The organism is Novosphingobium indicum (genome assembly GCF_014645195.1).
In the GTDB taxonomy this organism is placed as follows: Bacteria; Pseudomonadota; Alphaproteobacteria; order Sphingomonadales; family Sphingomonadaceae; genus Novosphingobium; species Novosphingobium indicum.
Window position 1 is genome coordinate 1 of record NZ_BMLK01000034.1, and the last position, 24,444, is coordinate 24,444.

At 60.2% G+C, this 24,444-nt stretch carries 18 protein-coding genes and 1 pseudogene; 12 read left to right on the top strand and 7 right to left on the bottom strand.

What is annotated here, in order from left to right; all coding sequences use genetic code 11:
• Positions 1 to 161 precede the first annotated feature (161 nt).
• Both IEX64_RS21690 and IEX64_RS21695 read left to right on the top strand, forming a co-directional pair.
• Positions 162 to 263 (top strand): annotated as a pseudogene (locus IEX64_RS21690) (IS630 family transposase); the annotation flags it as partial.
• Positions 264 to 1,023: 760 nt separating this feature from the next.
• Positions 1,024 to 3,513, top strand: a complete 2,490-nt coding sequence (locus tag IEX64_RS21695) for a TonB-dependent receptor domain-containing protein (protein WP_229710637.1) — start codon at positions 1,024 to 1,026, stop codon at positions 3,511 to 3,513.
• A 234-nt stretch (positions 3,514 to 3,747) separates the two neighbouring features.
• On the opposite strand, the gene IEX64_RS21700 is transcribed toward IEX64_RS21695, so the two are convergent.
• The 4 genes from IEX64_RS21700 to IEX64_RS21715 are packed head-to-tail and all read right to left on the bottom strand — an operon-like array spanning position 3,748 to position 10,190.
• A complete protein-coding gene (locus IEX64_RS21700) occupies positions 3,748 to 4,872 on the bottom strand; it encodes an ABC transporter permease (protein ID WP_188823222.1) in 1,125 nt (374 codons plus the stop codon).
• A gap of 1 nt (position 4,873) precedes the next feature.
• A complete protein-coding gene (gene rbbA / locus IEX64_RS21705) occupies positions 4,874 to 7,654 on the bottom strand; it encodes a ribosome-associated ATPase/putative transporter RbbA (RefSeq protein WP_188823267.1) in 2,781 nt (926 codons plus the stop codon).
• On the bottom strand, positions 7,651 to 8,724 hold the full coding sequence (locus tag IEX64_RS21710; RefSeq protein ID WP_188823225.1) for an HlyD family secretion protein: 1,074 nt from the start codon (positions 8,722 to 8,724) through the stop codon (positions 7,651 to 7,653). The genes rbbA and IEX64_RS21710 overlap by 4 nt, the downstream gene beginning before the upstream one ends.
• Positions 8,721 to 10,190, bottom strand: coding sequence for an efflux transporter outer membrane subunit (locus tag IEX64_RS21715; RefSeq protein WP_188823227.1), 1,470 nt, complete (start codon positions 10,188 to 10,190; stop codon positions 8,721 to 8,723). Before IEX64_RS21715 ends, IEX64_RS21710 begins: the two co-directional genes overlap by 4 nt.
• A 608-nt stretch (positions 10,191 to 10,798) precedes the next feature.
• Here IEX64_RS21715 and IEX64_RS21720 point away from each other — a divergent pair.
• Entirely contained in the window at positions 10,799 to 11,380 is a 582-nt protein-coding gene (locus IEX64_RS21720) for a TetR/AcrR family transcriptional regulator (protein ID WP_229710639.1), read from the top strand.
• A gap of 105 nt (positions 11,381 to 11,485) precedes the next feature.
• Here the strand turns inward: IEX64_RS21720 and IEX64_RS21725 are convergent, their stop codons facing one another.
• Positions 11,486 to 11,947 (bottom strand): MarR family winged helix-turn-helix transcriptional regulator, encoded by a 462-nt coding sequence (locus IEX64_RS21725; protein WP_188823229.1) that lies wholly within the window; start codon positions 11,945 to 11,947, stop codon positions 11,486 to 11,488.
• Between the two features lie 10 nt (positions 11,948 to 11,957).
• Positions 11,958 to 12,383: an organic hydroperoxide resistance protein gene (locus tag IEX64_RS21730; RefSeq protein ID WP_188823231.1), complete on the bottom strand. Its 426-nt coding sequence runs from the start codon at positions 12,381 to 12,383 to the stop codon at positions 11,958 to 11,960.
• A gap of 116 nt (positions 12,384 to 12,499) precedes the next feature.
• Between IEX64_RS21730 and IEX64_RS21735 the strand changes: the two genes are divergently transcribed.
• The 6 genes from IEX64_RS21735 (at position 12,500) to fabI (ending at position 19,058) form a co-directional block, all read left to right on the top strand.
• Positions 12,500 to 12,661 carry a hypothetical protein gene (locus IEX64_RS21735; protein ID WP_188823233.1) on the top strand — a complete coding sequence of 54 codons (162 nt, stop codon included), beginning with the start codon at positions 12,500 to 12,502 and terminating at the stop codon, positions 12,659 to 12,661.
• 342 nt (positions 12,662 to 13,003) lie between these two features.
• A complete protein-coding gene (lptB, locus tag IEX64_RS21740; protein ID WP_188823235.1) occupies positions 13,004 to 13,864 on the top strand; it encodes an LPS export ABC transporter ATP-binding protein in 861 nt (286 codons plus the stop codon).
• 48 nt (positions 13,865 to 13,912) lie between these two features.
• The gene (locus IEX64_RS21745) at positions 13,913 to 15,670 is read left to right on the top strand and encodes a PHA/PHB synthase family protein (RefSeq protein WP_188823237.1); all 1,758 of its coding nucleotides are present in this window, start codon (positions 13,913 to 13,915) and stop codon (positions 15,668 to 15,670) included.
• Positions 15,671 to 15,673: 3 nt separating this feature from the next.
• Positions 15,674 to 17,098: a bifunctional enoyl-CoA hydratase/phosphate acetyltransferase gene (locus IEX64_RS21750; RefSeq protein ID WP_188823239.1), complete on the top strand. Its 1,425-nt coding sequence runs from the start codon at positions 15,674 to 15,676 to the stop codon at positions 17,096 to 17,098.
• A complete protein-coding gene (locus IEX64_RS21755; protein WP_188823241.1) occupies positions 17,095 to 18,288 on the top strand; it encodes an acetate/propionate family kinase in 1,194 nt (397 codons plus the stop codon). Before IEX64_RS21750 ends, IEX64_RS21755 begins: the two co-directional genes overlap by 4 nt.
• Positions 18,285 to 19,058, top strand: coding sequence for an enoyl-ACP reductase FabI (gene fabI, locus IEX64_RS21760; RefSeq protein ID WP_188823243.1), 774 nt, complete (start codon positions 18,285 to 18,287; stop codon positions 19,056 to 19,058). The genes IEX64_RS21755 and fabI overlap by 4 nt, the downstream gene beginning before the upstream one ends.
• Before the next feature lie 685 nt (positions 19,059 to 19,743).
• On the opposite strand, the gene IEX64_RS21770 is transcribed toward fabI, so the two are convergent.
• Positions 19,744 to 20,175, bottom strand: coding sequence for a MarR family winged helix-turn-helix transcriptional regulator (locus IEX64_RS21770; RefSeq protein WP_188823245.1), 432 nt, complete (start codon positions 20,173 to 20,175; stop codon positions 19,744 to 19,746).
• A 77-nt stretch (positions 20,176 to 20,252) separates the two neighbouring features.
• Between IEX64_RS21770 and IEX64_RS21775 the strand changes: the two genes are divergently transcribed.
• The 3 genes from IEX64_RS21775 to IEX64_RS21785 are packed head-to-tail and all read left to right on the top strand — an operon-like array spanning position 20,253 to position 24,411.
• Positions 20,253 to 21,416 carry an HlyD family secretion protein gene (locus IEX64_RS21775; protein ID WP_188823247.1) on the top strand — a complete coding sequence of 388 codons (1,164 nt, stop codon included), beginning with the start codon at positions 20,253 to 20,255 and terminating at the stop codon, positions 21,414 to 21,416.
• Positions 21,413 to 22,972, top strand: coding sequence for an MDR family MFS transporter (locus tag IEX64_RS21780; RefSeq protein WP_188823250.1), 1,560 nt, complete (start codon positions 21,413 to 21,415; stop codon positions 22,970 to 22,972). Before IEX64_RS21775 ends, IEX64_RS21780 begins: the two co-directional genes overlap by 4 nt.
• Positions 22,973 to 22,983: 11 nt before the next feature.
• On the top strand, positions 22,984 to 24,411 hold the full coding sequence (locus IEX64_RS21785) for an efflux transporter outer membrane subunit (RefSeq protein WP_188823252.1): 1,428 nt from the start codon (positions 22,984 to 22,986) through the stop codon (positions 24,409 to 24,411).
• Positions 24,412 to 24,444 lie beyond the last annotated feature (33 nt).

Below are 24,444 nucleotides of genomic sequence, written 5' to 3' on the forward strand. Positions count from 1 at the left end.
CAGCCATGGCGCCAGAGGCAGTTTTACACTAACAAATCACACGGACCACTCAGCGGGGGCCGATCAAAGGAGTGTTGGGACTTCATCTTCGTTCCTTCGTCACTACGACGAAGCCCCAACACTCCTTAATTCACAACCTCAAATCTGTGCCATTGGTGCTGACGGGGAACAGCCTGTGGAGCTTGATCGGCAAACTCATCGATATCTTCCAGCCCCACGAATGCGCCAACTACTTCAGATCATGCGGGTACGAACCAGAATGATCGAAAACCGCTCTAATGGGTCCAATACGCCACAGCCCGCGCCTGATGCTCAGCGCTTTTTACCGCGACGAAATGCAGGTGCGAGCGCACCGCAGCTTTGGCAATGACTGCTGCGTCTGCGACGTCATTCTTCTGCCTCTTCACGACCGGCTTCACGTAGATCGGCGGGATCGGACGAACTTCATGACCTTCTGCGCCAGCAAATCGGCCCCAGAAATGCCTTGTCGCTCAGGCTTCCATAGCCACGATACAGAGCGGTTACGTCTTGAGCAGTGTCTCCAGTTTGGACCGAGAGATCGTCCTATTATGTAGAACCGACCCTGCTCGATCAGTCGCGCATACCTGGAAGCTACGCTTCGCCAGGTCAATCGACAGCATCTGGGCATTCGCCATATGCAGCCCCTTCGGGTGCCGCCATGGCGCCGATGAGCACCATACGATGCCTGATGAAGGGAGACATCCCCCGCATCAGTTCATTCCAAGAGGTCCGGCGGATCGCCGACAAGCTGGCCCGGCGTCGGATCCAGCCCGCCCACATCATCGCTTGGTCATGCTGGAGACGAGCGCATCAGGCCAGCGCAAGGCGAACTCATATCAAATCTAAAATGCAACTGGAGTGCTAAGCACCGGTGCCGTCATCAAGACGCCCAGCCGGTGCCGCGTCAGGCTGTCCGTAAAGATCCTTATAGCTGCAAATAATCGATTTAAGGCAATTAAATCTATTCCGCTGGGCGAATTCAATGCGACAGGGATAATTATCGTGAAATTGAAAACATTGCTGATGCTTGCCACAGCTTTTGTCCTGCCTTCGCAAGCTCTGGCTGCCAGCGGAGACGCCAATAGCGAAACCACGTCGACGGATGACGCCCCGAAATCTGCGGACAAGCGCGTCAACCTCATGACGACAGGTGTCGCTCGTGCCCGTGATCGCCTTGACAGCGCGACTTCGACCAGCACTCTGAGCGAGAGTGAAATCGAGAAGTACAGTCCCCGTTCAGTCGCTGAAATCTTTCGGTATATACCCGGCATGCGCGTGGAAAGCACAGGCGGTGAAGGTTTTTCCAACATCACCATCCGCGGCCTCCCGATCGCATTGGGGGGTGCCAAGTTCCTTCAGATTCAGGAAAACGGCCTGCCGACGCTTGAATTCGGCGATTTGGCCTTCGCCGGTGCGGACCAGTTTTTGCGGACGGACCTCAATCTGGCAGGCGTACAGGCCATTCGCGGTGGCTCGGCCTCGACCTTCGCATCAAACTCTCCCGGCGGCATTGTCAACCTGATTGACAAGACCGGCGAAATCGCAAGCGGAAACGTCCAGCTCACAACGGGCCTAGACTACGGTACAAAGCGCATCGACTTCGAGTATGGCGCCCCGGTAACGGACACACTGCGCTTTCATCTCGGAGGTTTCTATCGCCAAGGTGAAGGTCCACGCACAACCGGCTTTGATGGCTTCAAGGGGGGACAAGTCAAATTCAATGTGACCAAGACCTTCGATGACGGCTATGTCCGCATCTACGCCAAACTGCTCGATGACCAGACGACCCCAACCAACTTCTCGCCGGTGGCGGTATCCGGTACCAACAACAATCCTAACTATTCTAACATTGCCAACTTCAACGTAACCAAGGACACAATGTTCTCGCGTTACATCGCATCGAACATCACTCTCGATGACCAGAATCGGCCCGTGGCCAATCCTTTCGACGATGGAACGCATTCAAAGGTGAAATCGCTGGGTTTCGAGGCACGGTTCACGACGCACGGATGGACCATCAATGAAAAGTTTCGGTACGCGGCAATTTCAGGTCATACCATCCAACCGGGATTCATTCCCTCGGCCTCTGGATTTCCGATCGATCAGGTCGGTTCGGCGCAAAATATCATGAATTTGTTTGGTGGGACGAGCCTAAGTTATGCGACCGGCACCAATGCCGGGCAGACCATCTCTGATCCCAGTTCGCTCAATGGCAACGGCCTGCTCGCGCTTGTCACAGTTCGAGATGTCAAGTTGAACAGCCTAGACAATGTCACCAATGATCTTCGCGCGAGCAAGGTCTGGGACGTGGGCCGTGGCAAGCTGACCTTAACCGCGGGCTATTACCGGTCCAGCCAGGATGTCGACGTGGCCTGGTTGTGGACTTCGACGGTCTCCGACGTCGTAGGCAATGCCAATGCAAACCGTGTCAATATTTATGCCGGCTCGATACCGATCACTCAGGACGGCTTTCTGGGCTATGGCCCAGCGCTTCTTGGTGGCCTGCGGCACGATCGGTATAACATCAAGTACACGATCGACGCACCATACGGATCGCTGAATTACTCGATCGGCAAGCTCGCACTTGGCGCCAGCGCCAGGTACGATTTTGGTCGTGCACGTGGCACGCTCTACGGAAGCAGCCTTCCTGGCGCTGATCCTTATGTAACGTATGACATGAACGGCAACGGCGCGATTTCGCTGCCCGAAACGCAGGTTGGTTACATCAATTACGGGCAATCCGCACCGGTTCACTACAATTACCACTACCTGTCGTACTCGGTGAGCGCGAACTATCGGATGGCAGAGGACTTCTCGCTGTTCAGCCGTTACAGCAAGGGAGGTCGCGGCGCTGCCGATCGTATCCTATTCTCCAGCTACTTGAGCACGACGACCGGCAAACTGCTGGACCCGTCCGCCGCCTACGATCCGGTGAAACAGGCCGAGGGTGGTTTCAAATACCGTGGCGAGAACGCCGAAGCCTATTTCACTGCCTTCTGGGCAAAGACCGGCGAGCACAACATCGGCCTTGACCGATCCTATCGGGCCTATGGCATCGAACTCGAAGGCAACTACCGTCTCGGCGCCTTCGCCATCAACGGCGGTGCGACCTGGACCAAGGCGGAAATCACTTCCGACGCCCTTGACCCCAGCAAGGTCGGAAATACGCCGAAGCACCAGGCAGACCTAATCTTCCAGCTTGTTCCGCAAGTCGAGATGAAGAACGTCACCCTCGGTGCCGCCTTCTACGGCACCACGGGCAGCTTCGCCTCCGATGGCAACAGCCTGCGGATGCCGGGCTACGTAGTCACCAACGCCTTTTTGCAGTACCGGCCCACCAAGAATGTGACCGTCATGCTTAACGCGAACAACCTGTTCGACGTTCTGGGTTTTGTCGAAGTCGATGCGAACTCCGTCCCCGCGAGCGGCGTGGTGACAGCGCGGACCATCAATCCGCGCACCATCTCCGCATCATTAAGGTTCGCCTTCTAGATCTCGCAAGACAAGACCATAGCGCGAAATGCGCTGCGGTCTTGTTCACCATCTCAATGAATTCCGGTGAGTTTATATCGACGCCTTAGATCCGCAGGCCTATAGCGATTGGCCGGCCGGGCACGAGCTTGCGCCCTCCACCGGCCAGATGATCCACTCGCAGCCGATATAGGACGAAACATCAGTCGCCACGGCACCGCCGCTAATGAAAAACGTGGCAAGAAGAACTGGATCTCAGGCCATCGCTCCGATTGTCTTGCGAAATCTGGACAGCGCGATGCTGAAGAAGACAGCCCCAATAGCCAAGATGGCGACAAAATCGGGCCAAACAACATCAAGGCCAGCTCCTCGATAGAGAATGGCTTGTGCCATTTTAACAAAATGGGTGGTCGGGGCAGCAAGCATGAGGTTCTGCACTATCTCAGGCATACTCTCGCGCGGAGTGATACCGCCCGAGAGCAGCATGAGCGGCAGCAGGACAAGCATCAGCAACAGTCCAAACTGGGGCATGGACCTTGCTACCGTGCCCATGAATATGCCCATGGATGTTGTCGCGAACAGATGCAGGCCGGCTCCCACAAGGAAAAGCGGTATCGAGCCTTCAATGGGTACGCCGACCACACTCTCCACGATGACGTAAAGCGAGAATGTGCAGGCAGCGAGAACGACAAGTCCCATCGCCCAAACCTTGCTGGCCATGATCTCGAAAGGCGTCACCGGCATCACGAGCAGATGCTCAATGGTCCCATGCTCGCGTTCGCGGATAAGTGCGGCGCCGGTCAGGACGATCGAAAGCATTGTCACATTGTTGATGATTTCCATCACTGCACCAAACCAGCTTTGTGCCAACGTCGGATTGAAGCGAACGCGGATTGCAAGATCTGCGGGCGACACCGAAGTTACGCGGGTGCCGTTCATGAACTCGCCTACTTCGCTATGAATGATCTGCTGGATGTAGCCGCCGCCGGTAAAGGCCTGGCTCATGCGGGTCGCATCGACATTAAGCTGGATTATGGGCTGGCGGCCGGCGAGCACATCCCGCTGAAGATTGAGCGGCAAATCGATCCCAAACGTATAGCGTCCAGCATCGAGGCCAGGATCGACTTCGTCCAGGCCGATCATCGCGGGACGGGTAAAATAAGGTGCGTAGAAAGCGCTTGAGATGCGCCTCGACAATTGCGACTGATCCTCATCGACAATAGCGATGGCCGCCTTATGCAATGTTTCGGGAACGCCGGATGCAGCGAGATAAATACCGAGAGAGAAAGCGTAAAAGATCAGAAGCAACATCATTGGATCGCGCCAGAGGCTACGCAGTTCCTTGATCCCGAGATTGAAGATATTGGATATCTGCCGCATCTTAATGCTCCTGTTTCCTGAGCAACAACACACTGGCACCCAGGATCACCGGAAAAGCCAGCGCGAGGGCGGCGAGCGGAAAGAGCAAGTCGGCCAGGCCCAGCGATTTAGAGAACACACCTCGACAGATTGTAATAAAGTACGTTGCGGGAAAGACGTGCCCGATGGCGGCGCCGGCGCCTTCCAGTGACGAGACGGGATTAATCAGCCCGGAAAATTGAACCGTCGGCAGGATGGTGCCGATCGCAGTCGCGAAGATGGCGGCGATCTGACTGCGCATGAACACCGAAAAGAGCAACCCCAGCGCGGTGGAAGAAAGCGTGTAGAGAAATGCACCGAGCGTCATCGCGAACAGGCTGCCGGTAATCGGAACTCGGAATATGGTCAGTGCCAGAAGGACCAGCAGAACGTAGTTCATCATGGCCAGCGCTACATAAGGCATCTGCTTGCCCAGCAGGAACTCCGCACGGCCGGCAGGAGTCACGTAGAAGTTGATGATGGAACCGAGTTCCTTTTCGCGAACTACGCTGAGCGCCGTCAGCATGGACGGCAACAACAGCAGCAGCAGCGGAATCACGGCAGGGACAATCGCGACCAGACTCTTCACGTCGGGATTATAGCGGTAGCGGATGGCAATGTTGACCAGCCCGGTGGTTGGGCGCTCGCCCAATTCCTGCACGCTCATCTCGCTCAGCCACTGGCTATGCAAAGCCTGGACATAGCCTTGGACAGTCTCGGCGCGCGCCGGCATCGCCCCATCGACCCACATGCCGATCTGCACAGGAACGCCGCGCCGCAAGTCGCGCGCGAAATTGGGCGGGATCTCGATCGCCACACTGATCTCGCCGGAACGCATCCGGCGGTCAAGCTGAGCATAGTCGGTGATTGGCGGCCGCTCGATGAAATAGCGCGAGCCCGCCAGATTGAGAGCATAGTTCTGGCTGGTCGTAGTGCCGTCGCGATCCAGCACAGCGAACAGAAGGTCCTCGACGTCCATACTGATGCCATAGCCAATGATGAACATCAGGATGACACTGCCGAGAAGCGCAAGAAGTCCGCGGATCGGATCCCGTAGCAATTCCAGTTGCTCGCATCTCGTGTAAGCCAGCATTCGCCTCATCGAAAACCGATGGGACAAGGCCTTGCTTTGCGACCCTTCAACCTGCTGCACCGGTTCCGCTGGATGCGTCGGCGTGCTCACCGGCGGCGGCGGCGCCTCGCTGCCACGCGGTTCGGCGGACGCCTCCGTCGACGCGTCCTGCAGATAGGCGATGAAGGCCTGCTCAAGCGTTGCCGCTGCCCGGGCCTCGACGATGTATTCCGGTACGTCGCTTACGAGCACTTTGCCGGCATGCATCAATGAGATCCGGTCGCAACGCGCGGCCTCGTTCATGAAGTGGGTCGAAATGAAGATCGTCACCTTGTCGCGCCGCGACAGGTCGATCATCATTTGCCAGAATTGATCCCGGGCGATCGGATCGACGCCCGAAGTCGGCTCGTCGAGGATCAGGATTTCCGGCTTGTGGATCATCGCGACGGCGAGACTGAGGCGCTGGCGCTGGCCAAGCGGCAAGGCATCCGGCAAGACATCCATGATGTCGCCAAGACCAAATCGTGCAGATATCTCTTCGACGCGCGACGGAATATCCGATGGCGGAACTTGGAACAACTTGGCGTGAAGCTCCAGATTCTGGCGCACGGTCAGTTCGGAATAGAGTGAAAATCCCTGCGACATGTATCCGACGCGCTCGCGGGTCGTGATGTCTCGGCCATCGACTTCCCGACCGAACAGCCACGCCTGCCCCTCGCTCGCCTCAAGCAGGCCCGTCAGCATCTTCATCGTTGTCGACTTGCCGCAGCCATTCGAGCCCAGGAAGCCGAAGATCTCGCCCCGTTCGATCCGGAAATCGACATGATCGACTGCCGTAAAATCGCCGAAACGCATTGTGAGCCCTTTGGCCTCGATCGCAATCTCCTGATCGCTTCCGTCGCTTCGCGGCGGGATCGTCACGGGTTTGAAACCGCGCCGCCGCTGTTCAGGAAGAAGCGCGATAAAGGCCTCCTCCAGCGTGCGGGTGCCGGTGCGTTCATAGAAATCCGCAGGCGATCCCGTAGCAAGGATCTGCCCTTCATCCATCGCGACGAGCCAGTCAAAACGCGCTGCCTCCTCCATATAGGCCGTTGCGATCAGCACGCTCATATCCGGCCGATCCGCACGAATGCCTTCAATCAGGTCCCAGAACTGCGCACGCGACAACGGATCGACACCGGTGGTCGGTTCGTCGAGAAGCAGGAAATCAGGATCATGGATGAGAGCGCAGCACAGTCCGAGCTTCTGCTTCATCCCCCCCGACAACTTGCCAGCCGGTCGTTTGCGGAAAGGCGCGAGACCCGTACTGGCGGTGAGTTCGAATACCCGTCTTTCCCGCTCTGCCGTATCCTGGCCAAAGAGTCTGCCGAAGAATTCCAGATTCTCGTCGATCGAGAGCGTGGGGTAGAGATTCTTGCCCAGACCCTGCGGCATATAGGCAATCCTCGGGCAAACAGCCTCGCGGTGATGCCGGCCGGCCATATCGCCGCCCAGGACCTCCACCCGGCCTTGCTGAATCGCCCGCGCGCCGGCGAGCAGCGAGAACAAGCTGGACTTGCCGACACCGTCCGGCCCAATCAACGCCACCATCTTGCCCGCGGGAATTTCAAGGTCGATTCCATCGAGCGCCCGCGTCTTGCCATAATGGAGGCTGACCCCGGTCAGGCATGCCGCAAGTGGACCCGTGGTCATGGGGTGACGTTCACGGTCAACTTCGCAGGCCACTCTGCCTTGGGATCGATCCGCAAATAGGCCATGCCGGGAAGACCCGTCTTGACCTGCGTGATATAGCGCTCGAGTAGCTTGCGGTCGATGCGGGCCTTCACACGGAACATCAGCTTCTGCCGTTCGCTTGCTGTCTCGACCGTCTTGGGCGTGAACTGGGCAACGTCGGCGATGAAACTCACTTTCGCTGGAATCACCCGCTCCGGCGCTGCATCCAGCACAAGGCGGACATCGGTTCCCAACGCGACCCTGCCCACCGCCGTTTCGGGCAGGAAGAACGTCATGTACACGTCACTCAGATTGACGAGGTTGAGCACCCGGCCGCCGCCGGCGACGACCTCGCCCGGCTGCGCCACCCGATATTGCACACGGCCATCGGTTGGCGCACGAAGGTCGCTGTCCCGGATATCCGCCTCGATCCGCTGTATCGTGGCACGCGCCGCGTCCACATTGGATCTCGCTCCAATGACCTGGCTCTTTGCTGTGCCAATGGCGGCATCGACCGCTGCCAGTTGCGCCTTGGCAGCTTGCACTGCGGCAGTCGCACCCTCCATCTGCGCCTGATCATCATCCCGCTCCTGAATAGCCGTGGCGCCTTCTCTCGCCAGCGTTTCGGAACGGGCCAGCCTCTTGAGCGCCGCGTTGAGCTCCGCCTCGCGCTGGCGCACCGCAGCGACGGCAGCGGCACGCTCGCTTTGACGCTGCGCGACCTGGCTTTCGGCGATCTGAATACCGTTCTGCGCTTGCGCGAGGTTGGCCTGCGCCTCCGCCTTCTGGGCGTTCAGCACGTCGGCATCCATCCGCGCGACGACCTGTCCCGCCTTTACGAACGCACCTTCGTCCACGAGGATGTCGCGAATGCGTCCCGGCGACTTCGCCGAAACGTCCAATTCCACTGCCTCGATGCGCCCATTGCCGCTGACGATGCCATCTGGAAGTTCGCCGGGCGTCAGAAAGCGGTACAATTGAAATAGGGCGGCAGCGACGGCCACCGCGATGCCGCCCCGGATGAGCCATGTCTTCTGGGCCGCTTTCATCGTGGGAATTCTCCGGTCTGCTGCATATCGGTGTCGAAGGGAATATTCCGGGCAAAACCACCGCCGAGTGCCGCGTAGAGGCTGACGGCGCTTGCCAGATAGGCGCGGTGCAACTGCACCAGCGTCTGCTCGGTTCCGAACAGATCGCGCTGCGCGTCCAGCACTTCCAGGTAAGTCGAGCGGCCATTGTCGAAACGCAACTGCGCCAGCCGCGCCCGCTCCCGCAGCGCGGCCAGCATGCGGCCGGTCGTCTCGATTTGCAAACCGACCTGCCGCCTGCGGACCAGACTATCGGCCACGTCCCGGAAGGCCGCTTGCACGGTCCGCTCATAATCGGCGACCGCGATCACTTGCCGCGCTTTCGCGACGTCCAGTCTGCCGGCGAGACGCCCGGCATTGAAAACCGGCATGCTAATGGCGGGCGCAAAATTCCAGGCAAGGCTACCATCCTTGAACAGCCCGTCCAATTCCGCACTCGCCGTGCCAAAGGCCCCGGTCAGGCTGATATTCGGCAAGAAGGCAGCTCGAGCTGCTCCGATATTCGCATTGGCAGCGCGCAGCGCATATTCAGCAGCAACAATGTCGGGCCGGTTGACGAGAAGTTCAGACGGCAAGCCCACGGGAAGTGCCACGTCCGCCGAAGCCTCAGCCAAATCGAGCGGCCCGGGCGCGACTGCGACCTGCCGGCCGGCGAGCAAGGCAAGAGCATTGCGGTTGACCGCCTGATCCTGTTCCAGAACCTGCAGAGCCATTTGCGCCTGTGCCAGCAGCGTCTGGGCCTGAGTCATATCAAGCTTCGATCCCGACCCGACCTCATAACGCCGTTTCATAATCCGCAGCGATTCCTCGCGCGTCGTTATCGTCCGCTGGGCAAGAGCCATCCGCTCCTCGTATTCGCGTTCGAGCAGGTACCCATTGGCGACTTGTGCGACGAGTTCGGTTGCTACCGCTCTCCGGGCCTCTTCGGTTGCAAGATACTGGGCGCGCGCCGCGTCATTGAGATTGCGCAGCCGCCCCCAAAAGTCGATCTCCCATCCAGCACTGATCTGGGCATAGATCTGGTTCCCAGTTTCTGACCTGCCGGTAATCGACAAGTCGGCCGGCGTCCGTGCCCGCGTGCCGGTCGCGACCGCATCCAGTTGAGGATAGAGCGCCGAGCCCTGGATCCGCCATGCCGCGCGGGCCTCCGCCACGCGGCCAGACGCGATCCGGATATCGCGGTTGTTCGCGAGGGCCTCGACTATCAGAGCGCGGAGTTTGTCGTCGCGAAAGAAGTCGCGCCAGCCGATCGCGGCAACCGATGATCCGGCAGAGTTCTCGCCCGGGTAAGCCTGCGGGACCGGCAAGGGCGGTCGAACATTCGCGGGTGCGAATGAACAGCCCGACAGAAGAGCGGGTCCGAGCAGACATGATGTTATCCCGGCGCAACTTCTTCTTATGGCACTTGCCGCTTCTGAAAACGTCATAGTCTTGCGCACGGTCCCTGTTTCGATTGGACGTATGATCGGTGCCCGCCCGGCCCACGCGGACTGACACACGCGAACTAGTGCGTCTCAATGAGCGTTTTTTGATCCGGCCAATGTGCTGAGTGGCGGGGCCGACGTCCCGGCGGGTTCGGTTGCGGCCTTGCTCCACGGTACGGAACTCGAATCGAGGCTCCCGGTGACAGGTCTCTGGCAGACCGCAACTTGAATTAACACGCCCTTGCGACGGCTTTGCCCTCCGCGAGAAGCAACCCGTACCCGAACAGCATTCAGGGAATGGGGGATGGCAACATAAATTGCTCGCGCGCCGCCTGATGTTAGCGCCATGTCTTCCATATCATCCGGCTCCTTATTTCAGGCTGCGCCACGACTTTCGAAAGCCGCACCTCTCCGGACAACATTATGTACACTTATGAGTTTTGATATTGCCCGGAAACGGGCTGTGGTCAAGGGTGATCTTTTACGAGAGCCCTAAATATGGTTATGCCGGTTTCGTGAAATCACCTCGGCCAGCTCCATTACGGCGAATTCTTCCGCCGCGCGATCCGCGGGGCGGAAGGCCTACGCAAGAAATTGCAGCGCGCTTGGGCGTGCACATCCTCGAAGTCGCCCTCCTGCAGTTTATCGAGAAAGGCGCCGAGGGGACGAGCATGGATGATATCGCAGCCGCTGCGAATGTCTCCAAGCGCACCCTCTATGCCCGCTATGGCTCCAAGGTGGGCCTTCTGATCGCAGCCATCGAACATGGTATCGACAACCGCCTGACCCCGATAGTGGCTACGATGGGCTCAGGCAGCCCGCGTCAACGGCTGATACGAATTGCACGGCAAATGCTCGACCGCTCGCTCGAGCCGGATATCATCGGCCTGGAGCGGCTTCTGCTTTGGGTACAAACGCAAAATTTCGACGGCATCGACTCACAAGCGGTCCTCAGGATAAATCCCGGACTTTTGCTTATCCATCCGTTGCTGCGCGATGTGGCAGGACCGGATAAAAAGAACTCGCTCGACCTCCCGTTCTTGGCCACGTTCATTTTCGACGCGCTGGTAACCGCTCCACGTCAGCGAATACTTGCGCGCGGAGACCTGGCCGACACGCGCGAAGCGAAAGACGCCTACCTGGAACAAGCGCTCGATTTTCTCGGCAGGGCCTTGCCGTTTCTGCAGGAATAAAGCGCTTCGATCCAGTTCCGGTGAGAGCCAGCCACGGAGGTCTGACTAGGAAATGCGTGGACGCTGAACAGGCATCATGGCTACCGCCGCAAATCGGCTCGCAGGTCAGGTTTCTTCGGCGAGCGCCCCTTGCAAGACGGCAACCAGGTCGTGCACCCGGTCGCGCAGGTCCGCCACATCCGCCTCCCCGACGGCAAGGCCCGCAGCCAAAGTCGCAGGAACAGCCTCGGCCGCCTGCCGCAACGCACGGCCCTCAGCCGTCAGCTCTATCAACACCCGCCTTTCATCGCCGGTGTCGCGAACGCGGCTTATCAACCCCGCCTGTTCCATCCGCTTGAGGAGCGGCGTCAGCGTGCCACTATCGAGATAGAGCTTGCGCCCCAGCGAACCGACAGTCTGCTGGGCTTCCTTCCAGAGGACCAGCATGACCAGATATTGCGGATAGGTCAGCCCCAAATCAGCGAGAATAGGCCGATAGAGCCGCCCAAGCAGATTTGACGCCGCATAAAGCGGAAAGCAGACCTGCCGGTCCAGATCGAGTGGGTCATCACTACCGGCCAAGTCCATGCTCTTTTCCTTAGTTCACCGACACACTGATGGCCACGTCGATATTGCCCTTCACGGCATTAGAATAGGGGCAAACCGCATGAGCCTTAGCAACCACATCTTCCGCGGTAGCCTGATCGAGACCCGTGATTTTCACGTCCAGCGCGACTGTCAAGGCGAACCCGCCCGCGCCATTTGGTTCCATCCCTACGGTTGCCACCACCACGATATCATCGTCCTTCACCTTGGCGGATGCAGCATGCGTCACATGGATGACGGCGTTTTCGAAACATGCGGCATAGCCCGCCGCGAAGAGTTGCTCGGGATTAGTTGCCCCTCCCTTCCCACCCAGCGGCTTGGGCAGCGCCAAAACCAGATCGAGCAAGCCGTCGTCGCTTTTGACTGCCCCGGCCCGGCCGCCGATCGCGGTCACCTCAGTGCTGTAAAGTACGCTCATCCTGATACTCCATTCATTTGCACTCAAATATGCGCTGCACAATTATATTGTGTCAAATTTAATCTCCTGATGTGTCCTGTCGAGAGGTGCGGGAGCAAGCTGGGAAGCGCTGCGGGATGACTGTCTCCAAAATGGAGTTTGACGTTCAGAAAACAAAACTTATAAGTGTAGTTATTGATATGCTTGCGCCCGGCAAAGGGCGAGACAAGTGGTCGGCAAATCCGGCTGCAAAAGATCAGCAGAAAGCAGGAGAGGTTGCGCAACGGGTGTGTGGGTGATGCCCTTGGCCGGGAACACCTGCGTTTCGCCGTGCCATCTCGGGACCGGCGGCAGTTCAACGCCGGGAGACGACAATGTCGGATTATCTGGGCAAGGCCGCAGCCAGGCCCACCCGCGAATTTGGCCTTGGCATATGGCCCGGCGATATCATCCATAGCGATCGCGCCGGGACCAGCGATGCTTTCGGGCCTATAGCCCGTGGCTATCCCCCGGGTTGGCCGGAATGGCACCTAACCCGCAGTGCCTGCATGGCGACGATGCGCTTAGGGCTGGGTTGAGTGCTTGCCTCCCTCATCCATGGAACAAGCCGAGGGCGCTCGCTCCGCCGTGCAAGCCGTGCCATGACGCCCGACAGCCTGGCGGTACGGATATCCGCCGCCCGCGGCGAGCCCCCTCCTTGCACCGAACCGCTGTCTGGTCTTGTGGAGGCGGCTAGTGCCCCCCGCTCAGCTGACGGTGCCGCGACATCACACGCCACCTCCATCGCCCTATCCGTGCAGGACATCGAGAAAGCGTTCGGGCCTCGCAAGGTGCTGGATCGTGTCTCGCTTGATGTCGCTCCGGGCGATGTCGTGGGCCTACTGGGGCCGAACGGGGCGGGAAAGACGATTTGCTTTTATGGAATCATGGGCCTGACGGGGCTGGACGGAGGCCAGATCCTGCTCGCCGGACATAACGTCACATCGCTCACTATGGATGCGCGCGGCCGGCGCGGGCTGGGCTATCTTCCTCAGGAAGCGTCGATCTTCGGCGGAATGACGGTGGAGGGGAATATACGCGCGGTGCTCGAACTGCGTTTGCGTAATCCCGCAGCCATCGGGACGCGACTTGACGCACTGCTGACGGATTTCAACATTACCCATCTCCGCACGGCGCCGTCTACCGCTCTATCGGGAGGAGAGCGCCGCCGATGCGAGATTGCCCGGGCCATGGCAGCCGATCCAAAAGTGATACTTCTGGACGAACCTTTTGCCGGCATCGATCCGATGTCGATCGCCGACATCAAGTTGATGGTCCGTGAACTCAAGAAGCACAACGTCGCCGTTCTCATCACCGATCACAATGTTCACGAAATGCTCGAACTCGTCGATCGCGCCTATGTCATTCATGCCGGCAAGGTCCTCTTCGCCGGTGACCCGCGATCCCTTCTTCACGACCCCGAGGTGCGCAGGCTTTATCTGGGAGAGAATTTTGCAGGATGAAGCCTTGCACCCGGCCCCGAAAATCAACTCGATGAATAAGGAATATTCATGAGCGCTGACACTTCGACATCGGCTCCCGATCCGCTGGACGGGATTAGCCGGATACTCGACAATGCTGCAGGAGCAGCGATCGCACAGATGACCGCAGGCCTGTCACCCGCGACCATTCTTCAAGCTTTTTCGGATTGGGGAATGCATCTGGCATTTTCCCCGGGCAAGCAATTGCAATTGGCCGCCAAGGCAACCCGGAAAAATGTCCGCTTCCTGGACTATGCGCTACGCAGCGCTTCGGACGCCGATGCGCCGCCTGCAATCGAGCCGCTGCAGCAGGATCACCGCTTTTCCGACCCGGTGTGGAAACAGCCGCCCTTCAACTTCTTCGTTCAGGCTTTCCTGCTCAATCAGCAATGGTGGCACGCAGCAACCACCGGCGTCGGAGGCGTTACCCGCCACCATGAGGCCATGGTCGAATTTGCGGCAAGACAGCTTCTCGACACACTTGCTCCCACCAATTTCCTGGCCACCAATCCCGTGCTTCAGAGAAAGATCATCGAAACCGGGGGCAAATGTCTGGTCGATGGCTTTCAGCATCTGCTCGAAGATATGCAGCACCTTGTGCGGGGACTGCCAACCGCCGGTGCCGAGAAGTTCCGTGTGGGCGAAACGGTTGCCACGGCCAAGGGCAAAGTCGTCTATCGTAACCGGCTGATCGAACTCATCCAGTACGAGCCGACGACCGACAAGGTCCGGCCGGAGCCGATCCTGATCGTGCCGGCCTGGATCATGAAGTATTACATCCTCGACCTGTCGCCGGAGAACTCGCTTGTCAAATGGCTGACAGATCAAGGCTTCACCGTTTTCATGATCTCGTGGCACAATCCGGCAACCGAGGATCGCGATCTGGACATGGACTCATACCGTCTGCTTGGCCCCATGGCAGCCCTCGATGCGATAACAACGATCACCGGCGGTGCCCCGGTCCATGCGGTAGGTTACTGCCTGGGCGGCACCCTGCTCTCAATCGCAGCGGCAGCCATGGCGCGCGATGGCGACAACCGCCTGGGCAGCGTAACGCTGCTCGCGGCGCAGACCGAGTTCAGCGAACCTGGCGAACTCGGCCTTTTCATCGACGAAGGACAGCTCAATCTGCTTGAGAAGATGATGTGGAGCCGGGGGTATCTGGATAGCGGGCAGATGGGCGGCGCCTTCCAGATCCTCAAGTCCAACGACCTGGTCTGGTCCCGCGTGCTTGAGACTTATCTGATGGGCGAACGCGAACCCATGAACGATCTGATGGCATGGAACACCGACGGCACGCGGATGCCCTACGCCATGCATAGCCAGTACTTGCGCCGCCTGTTCCTGCAGGATGAACTCGCCGAGGGCAAATACATCGTCGATGGCAAGAGCATAGCGCTCACCGCCATCCGCCAGCCCCTGTTCGTGGTCGGAACGGAGCGCGATCACGTGGCGCCCTGGCGTTCGGTACACAAGATCCATCTGCTTACGAGCGCGCCAATCACCTTTGTGCTGACCAGCGGCGGCCACAATGCCGGCATCGTCTCGGAGCCGAACCACAAGGGGCGGCGCTATCGCGTGCTGACACGGGAAGCCGACGGCCTTTCCTACGATCCGGACGAATGGGAACTGCGTGCCCCACCCAAACAGGGATCCTGGTGGATCGAATGGGGCGAATGGCTTTCCCATCTTTCGGGCGAACCGGTCGCACCGCCGCCGATGGGCGCTGAGAAAGACGGCTTTATGCCGGTCGCCGATGCACCAGGCCATTACGTGTTGGAACGGTAAACGATGGCTGAACAAGGGATGATCGAGAACCGGACTTTTGCAGAGATAGAAATCGGAGACACTGCAAGTATTATCCGGACGCTTAACGAACAGGATATTCAACTCTTTGCGCTGGTATCCGGCGACGTCAATCCGGCGCATATGGACGCGGACTATGCCGCGACCGACATGTTCCGGCGTGTGATTGCGCACGGCATGTGGGGCGGCGGCCTGATCTCGGCCGTGCTGGGGACCGAATTGCCAGGGCCCGGCGCCATCTATCTGAGCCAGTCGCTGCGCTTCATAAGGCCGGTAGGCCTAGGGGACACGATCACGGCTTCGGTCACTGTCACGGAAAAGCGGCCAGAGCACCATATCGTCGTGTTCGACTGCCGCTGCCTCAATCAGGACGGTGACCTCGTGATTTCGGGTCAGGCCGAAGTCAAGGCGCCGACGGAAAAGGTCCGGCGCGCGCGCGTCGCGCTCCCTGACGTTCAGATTCGCGGCCATGATGCCTATCGCCGCCTGATCGAGTTGACGTGCGCGGGTGAGCCGGAAAGTACTGCTGTCGCTCATCCCTGCAGTGCGGCGGCGATCCTGGCGGCGGTAGAAGCCGCCGAGGCAAACCTGATCGCGCCTGTTCTCGTAGGCCCCGAGCGCAAGATCAGACAGGCAGCGCAAGAGGCAAGCAAGGACATTGCAGGGTTCCGCCTGGTGCATGCGGAACATAGCCATGATGCCGCCGCCAAAGCCGTGGCACTCGTCCGGTCGGGCGAAACGAAGCTTCTGATGAAAGGCTCGCTGCATACGGACGAATTGATGGAGGCCGTGGTTTCGTCGGCGACCGGCCTCAGGACTGAACGCAGGATCAGCCATGCCTATATCATGGACGCCCCCGGGCACCCTGCCCCCCTCATCATCACCGACGCCGCGATCAATATCGCCCCGACCCTTGGCGAGAAGGCGGATATCATCCGCAATGCCATCGACCTTGCCAATGTGATCGGAATCGATGAACCCAAGGTCGCGATCCTGTCCGCTGTGGAAACCGTAAATCCCGACATCCCATCGACGCTGGACGCGGCGGCCTTGTGCAAGATGGCGGATCACGGGCAGATCACGGGCGGCCTGCTCGACGGCCCGCTCGCGTTCGACAATGCGATCAGCGAAGCAGCCGCGCAGGAGAAGGGTATCATCTCTCTGGTCGCGGGCAAGGCGGATATCCTGGTCGTGCCCAACCTTGAAGCCGGCAACATGCTGGCCAAGCAGCTTACTTTCCTGGGCGGGGCGGATGCGGCAGGTATCGTGCTCGGCGCGCGGGTGCCAATCATCCTGACAAGCCGCGCCGACAGTCTTCGCACCCGCCTGGCATCCTGCGCTATCGCCGTTCTGATGACGCGTGCGCTGACAAAGGCCGCCCCCGGCTTGCCGCAAGAGTCGGGCGCGTGAAAGCCGTCGTCAGTCTCAACTCCGGTTCCTCAAGCATCAAATTCTCGCTGTTTGCCCTCGATCCGCAAGGGCAGCTCATGCTTTCTGCCACTGGCAAGATCGATAAGATCGGCATTGCGCCAAGCGTCAGGGCGCGGACGGTCGATGGCACAACGCTGCTCGAACGGGAGTGGCCAGATGGCACCTCGCTCAGCCACGCCGACCTTTTGACGGAGCTTTTCGCCTGGGCCGCCGACCATCCGCTCAAAGACCGGGAGATCATCGCGATCGGGCACCGGGTCGTCCACGGCCGCGCAGAGTTCGCCGCGCCCCGGCTGGTCGATGCCGCCCTCATCGGCAAGCTCGAAGACCTTTGCCCGCTGGCACCGCTTCACCAACCCCATAATCTGGCTGCCATTCGCGCCATCGCACAACTACGCCCCGAACTGCCGCAGGTCGCCTGCTTTGACACCGCCTTCCACCACGACAAGCCGGTTATCGCTTCGCGCTTTGCGCTTCCGCGCGCGCTGCATGACCGGGGTATCAGGCGCTACGGCTTTCATGGCCTTTCCTATGAATATATCGCCAGGCGCCTTGCCGAGATCGACCCCCCGCTTGCGGCGGGCCGCGTCATTGCCGCGCATCTGGGCAACGGGGCGAGCCTCTGCGCCATGATGGCAGGGCGAAGCATCGACACCACTATGGGGTTCACAGCGCTCGACGGCCTCATGATGGGAACCCGCAGCGGCAGTCTCGATCCGGGCGTCGTGCTGCATCTTCTCACCCGGATGGGCATGAGCGCAGCCGAAGTCGAAGACCTCCTTTACAGGAAATCGGGTCTGCTGGGCGTCTCGGGCCTTTCCAGCGATATGCGGACGCTGAGTGGCTGCGAGGCGCCCGAAGCGGAAGAAGCAATGGCGCTCTTTGCCTGGCGGGCCGGACGAGAGGCCGGAGGACTGTTGTCCTCGCTAGGCGGATTGGACGGGATCGTCTTCACCGCCGGTATCGGCGAGAATGACGCCGGCATCCGCAGCCGGATCTGCCGTCGGCTGGAATGGCTCGGGCTCAGGATAGATGAATGCGCCAACATCACAAACGCCACTTTGATCAGCCTGCCTGGCAGCGCGGTCAAAGCCTATATCATCCCAACTGACGAGGAACGCATGATCGCGCTGCATACTTTAAGCATTGTGAGGGAGAAAGCGGCATGAAGCCCCTGCTCGACCTTACCGGCAAGCGCGGCCTCGTGATCGGCATTGCCAATGACAAGAGTATTGCGAGTGGTTGCGCCGAAGCCTTCGTCCGCTGCGGCGCGCGCCTGGCCGCGACTTATCTCAACGAGAAGGCGAAAGGCTGGGTCGAACCTGTAACGCAGCGTCTTGGCGTGGAGTGGATCGCGCCTTGCGACGTGCGCGAGCCCGGCCAGCTTGAAGCGCTGTTCGATGAAGTGAAGCGAAGATGGGGCGGCCTGGATTTCCTGCTCCATTCCATCGCCTTTGCGCCGAAGGAGGATTTGCACGGACGGGTGATTGACTCCTCGGCCGAAGGCTTTGCCATCGCGATGGACGTATCCTGTCACAGCTTCCTGCGCGCCGCCCGGCTCGCCGAACCGCTGATGACGGATGGCGGGTGCGTGCTCTGCGTCACGTTTTACGGGTCCGAACGCGTCGTCGCCCACTATAATCTGATGGGGCCGGTCAAGGCCGCGCTCGAAAGTGCCACCCGCTACCTGGCAAGCGAACTGGGCCATAAAGGCATTCGCGCCCACGCCATCTCCCCCGGCCCGATTGCGACCCGCGCTGCCAGCGGGATCGAACGCTTCGACGAACTGCTCGAACGGGCAGCGGCGGAAGTTCCCGGTCACATACCGGTCGAAATAGAAGACGTCGGTGCCCTCGCCGCCTTCCTGGTAAGCGACGGGGCGCGACGTATTACCGGCACGATCATTCCGGTCGACGGCGGTCAGCATCTTTTTGCATAAGAGCTTCACATCTTTCATGGGCGCTGAGCGCTGCCGCCTTGGCCTCCCCTGTCCACGCAACCCCGGAATACAGGTTTGTTTATGGAAGCCGGAAAGGATAACGGATTGCGCATTTCCACCTCCACGCGGTTCAACTTCGGCAGCGGCAAGGGTGGGGCAACGCGGATATTTCGTATCCGCTGAAGCGGATACTCGGCGGTGGTCTAGACTTCTATCTCTCCGGGCAGGGCTTCTTCGGCTATGGCGAGAACCCGCTCGACTACAACCTAAGGATGACGCGCGTCAGGGTCGGCGTCGCGCTCGTACGGTGACATGTGATGCTGTCGCCCGTCGAGTTCGAACGGCAGCAGTTTTTGGAAGCGGAAGGCGTCCACCACAGACTTTGTCTTTGAAGGCTACTTAGTGACTTTGGGAGGGCCCACCTTGGCAGGCTTTTGGCAACGCGACCGGAATTGAAACAGAGGCCCCCACTTCGGGAAACCATCAACATCAGGTCAGCATCAGATAAAGAGTCCCGGTCAGAAACAAGGCCGAGGCGCTAAACAGCGATAGCAAGCCAACACTGCACTCGCAAAAACTATAATGTATCCTCTCCATCGCCCCTCTCCTAGAGGCGCCGTCCGCATTTTGTCGGTACGGCGAATGGCGTTTAGTTTAACGTAAAATCGCCCGCCCGCATAGAGGATCAGGTCCATTGATTGCAGTGCAGCAATTTTTGGACCGCGTTTGCAAAGCTGGTGCGCTCTTCCGGATCGAGAACCTCCATTATCTCATGCGAGATCTGATCGCGAATCGGTTCGGTCCTGGATACCGCGGCCTCTCCGGCAGGAGTGATCTTTAACCTTTTCATCCGCCGGTCAGACAGGTCTGGCATACGCACAATCAAGGCTTCGCGTTCGAGAGCATCAAGCGCTTCGGTCACGGTGCGCGGCGCGATCCCGAAGCGATCGGCTATGTCGGCAGCTCTTAGCATGCCGGCTGCGGCCTGGATCGCGACCAACATCTTGGTCTGCGCAAGCGAGGCCCCATGCTCGCTCATCACACGATCGAAGCGCTTACGCAGCGCAGTATAGAGCTGGCCGATCTCAGCGATAATTTCTTCGTCCGTCTTGTTCATGAGGGCCCTCATTAAATGGGGTTGCACTATTGTGCAACTGCGAGCATAGGCATCGCTCTCACGATAACGAGTCTTGCATGAACGACGACGTCGACACCAATTTCAACGAATCGCAACAACGCGGCCAAGCCGCAGCCCCCGGGTCGGGCAACAAGCGCCTGCGGTTGCTGCTCATTACGGTTGCTGCGCTCGCGATCATTGCTGCGGGCATCTGGATGGTGCGATACATCGTTGTTGGACAGTATCAGGAAACGACGAACGACGCCTATATTCAGTCCGATGCAATTGCCATCGCGCCTAAGGTTTCCGGTTACGTCGACCGCGTCTTCGTGACCGAGAACCAGGCTGTGAAAGCCGGCCAGCCACTCGTCCAGATAGATCCTCGCGATTACAGCGCACAATCGGCACAGGCTCTGGCCCAGATCGAGATAGCCCAGGCCAGTGCCGCCGGTGCGCGCGCGCAAATAGAGGAACAGGCCGCCGCCATAGAGCGCGCGCGGGCTGAACTTGCTGCCGCGCAGGAGGCGGCGGCTCAGGCCGCAAGCCAGGTCAACCGTTATCGGCCGCTGGCTGCGACAGGTGCGGAAACAGGCGAGCGGCTGTCGCAGCTGGAAAGCGAGGCAAAGCGGGCGCGAGCTGAGGCCAACGCAGCGCAGGCTTCACTCGCCAGCGCACACCACCACGTCGCTACCCTGCGCGCGCAGGAACAGCAGGCGCTGGCACAGGCCGACTCCGCGAAGGCACGGCTGGCTGCCGCGAAGACCGACGTTGAGGCCACAATCCTGCGGGCCTCGGCAAACGGCCGGATCGGGAACAAAGGAGTGCGCCAGGGACAGTTTGTCCAGGCGGCGACCCGGCTGATGTCGCTCGTGCCCGACAAAAGCCTCTACGTGACGGCGAATTTCAAGGAGACGCAGCTTGGACTGATGCGCCCCGGCCAACCCGTAAAAGTCGAGGTCGATGCGCTTCCAGATCTGGAACTGAACGGCCGGATCGAGAGCATCGCACCGGGAACGGGTGCGCAGTTCTCCATTCTGCCGCCGCAGAACGCGACTGGTAATTTTACCAAGATCGTCCAGCGCGTGCCGGTGCGGATATCCATCGATATCGGACCCGAAACGCGCCGGGCTCTGGTGCCCGGCATGTCGGTGGAAGTCTCCGTCGATACGCGTTCGGCGCGCAAGGCCGCCGAGCGCATGCGCGATGAGCAGGAGCGCCATAACGCCCGGCTCGCGCGATGACCACAGCTCCTGGCCCGGATTCCGGCGCCTCGGCCGCGCAACGCGCGGACGTCAGCGCCTGGCTTGCAGTGATCGCCGGAAGCCTGGGAGCGATGATGGCCACGCTCGACATCTCAATCGTCAATTCGGCCCTTCCGACGATCCAAGGCGAGATCGGCGCGAGCGGCACGGAGGGAACCTGGATCGCGACATCCTATCTTGTCGCCGAGATCGTAATCATCCCGCTCTCCGCCTGGCTGGAGCGCATGCTTGGCCTGCGCACGTTGCTGCTGCTTTCCGCCACCTTGTTCACCATCTTCTCGATGATATGCGGCAACGCCGACGACCTGATGACGATGATCATAGGCCGAGCCGGCCAGGGCTTTACCGGAGGGGCGCTCATCCCCACTGCCATGACTATCATCGCCACTCGGCTCCCGCGTGAGCAACAGCCGATCGGCAATGCTCTGTTTGGTGTAACCGCCATCGTGGGGCCGGTTCTGGGACCGCTCATCGGCGGCTGGCTGACCGAAAACATCAGCTGGCATTATGCGTTTTTGCTCAATTTGCCGGTGGGCATTCTGCTGGTGATCCTGCTGCTCGCCACCATGCCGCACCGCTCGCCGCGTTGGAACGAATTCTGGCAGGCTGACTGGCTCGGCATTGCCGGCCTGGCCCTTGGGCTGGGGGGGCTTACCATCGTACTGGAGGAAGGTCAGCGCGAGCAGTGGTTCCAGAGCAGGGAGATCGTGGAGATAACGATCATCAGCGTGCTCGGGTTCGGCATGCTTTTTTCGGGACAATTGCTGGCCCGCCGGCCCGTCATCAAGCTTTCACTTTTGCTTGACCGGCAATTCGGGGCGGTGGCGCTGATGGGCCTGGTCGTCGGCATGATGCTTTACGGCACGGCTTACGTGATCCCGCAATTCCTTGCGGCGATCGCGGACTACAACGCATTGCAATCAGGCCAGATCGTGCTGCTCTCGGGCATTCCTAGCCTTATTCTGATGCCTCTTACCCCCATGCTGATCAAGCATATCGACATCCGCATTGCGGTCTCGTGCGGACTGATAATCATGGCTACAAGCTGCTTCATCGACACCGTGCTGACGGTCGATGCGGTAGGTCACGATTTCGTGCATTCCCAATTGTTGCGCGGTGTTGGAGTTATCCTAGGCTTCCTGTTCCTGAACCAGGCGGCGATCGCCGCCGTGTCACCCGATGATGCCGGTGACGCGGCGGGCCTGTTCAATGCCGTTCGAAACTTGGGCGGATCGCTGGCGCTTGCCGGAATTGCAACGGTGCAAGACCAGCGCAACTGGTTACACAGCCGCAGACTGGAAGAAACACTCTCGGCCAATTCCGGAAGCGTACAGGACTATATCGCATCTCTTTCCCAAGCGATGGGCGGGCATGATACCGCGATGCGTATGCTTGCCGCCACCATCCAGCGGCAAGCCCTGGTAATGACCTACAACGATATCTTCTGGATGCTCGGCGTCGGCATTATCGCGGTCATTCCGCTCGTCCTGTTCCTGCGGCCGCTGCCAACCGGGCGCGCGGTCACCATGCACTGAGGTTAAGTTCGATGCGCAAATCCATTCTCGTTCTGCCGCTGCTGGCCCTTGCCGCATGCACGGCAGGGCCGGATTACCGTGGCCCCGCCTCTGCCGGGGCCGTTTCCCTGCCCGAACGTTTCGCCCGCGCCACAGACATCGCCGGCGCTGAGACGCCGGCCGTCGCCGAATGGTGGAAGGCAATGGGAGACCAGGTACTCGACGATCTGGAAGAGCAGGCCCTCTCCGGCAACGCAGACATTGGCGTCGCACAAGCCCGCATCCGGCAGGCCCGTGCGATGCTCCGGGCCGAACGCGCCAATACGGCTCCCAGCGTCAACGCCCAGGCTCTTTATGCGCACGCGACTCTGCCGGGCATCGATCTTTCCAGCTCTGACAGCAGCAGCGACGGCGGTAATTCCGGCAACCAATCGCTCAACTTCTACAACCTCGCCTTCGACGCGAGTTGGGAAGTCGATCTGTGGGGCGGCAACCGCCGCGGCACGGAGGCCGCACGGGCACAGGTTGATGCCGCCGAAGCCGACCTTGCCGACGTGCAGGTCGCCCTCGCGGCGGAAACCGCGCAGGCTTACGTCAGCTTGCGCGACCGCCAGCAGCGGCTGGTATTGGGCAACCAGAAATTTGAGCGCCAGCGCCAGATGCTCTCGCTCACCGAGCAGCGTCGCGCGGCCGGCACCGCGACTGCGCTCGACGTTGAGCAGCAGCGAGAGCAATTGGAGCGCACGAAGGCCGGTTTACTTCCCCTCACCGCCGATCGCGACTCCTATCTCAACGCCCTAGCCGTGCTTGTCGGCAAGGCCCCTGGTGCGCTGGACGACTTGCTCGCGGCTCCCGGGGCCATTCCACTGCCGCCTGCCACGGTGCCCGTGCCCGATCCGGCGGCCATGGTTCGCCGGCGCCCTGACATCCGTGCCGCAGAGCGCCGCTATGCTGCAGCGACAGCGAAGATCGGGGTGGCTGAGGCCCAGCGATTCCCCACCCTCAGCTTCATGGGGCTGATAGGAATCGGCGGAACCCATCCCGACGATGTACTCGACAGCGGCAACCTGGCCGCCATTGCGCTTCCGCAGCTCAGCTGGAACTTCCTCGACTTCGGTCGCAATGCCGCCCGGGTGGAACAAGCCCGTGGAAAGCAGGACGAAGCCGCAGCCCAATACCGGGCCTCAGTGCTGCAGGCGCTTCAGGATTGTGAAGATTCCCTGACACGCTACGGCAGCAGCCGCCGTGCGGTGGAGAGCGCCAAGCGTTCGCTTGCATCGGCCCAGCGCACTTACGCGTTGATGCAGCAGCGCTTCACTGCCCGGACGGCCACCCGCATCGCGTTGCTGGATGCGGAATCCAGACAGATTGCGGGGGCCGAGGCCTTGACTCAGGCCAGCGCGGAAATGACCGCGAGGTTCATAGCGCTACAGAAAGCCATTGGGCTTGGGTGGAAATAGAAGGTGCAATGGGTCTGCCCCCCGATGACCGTC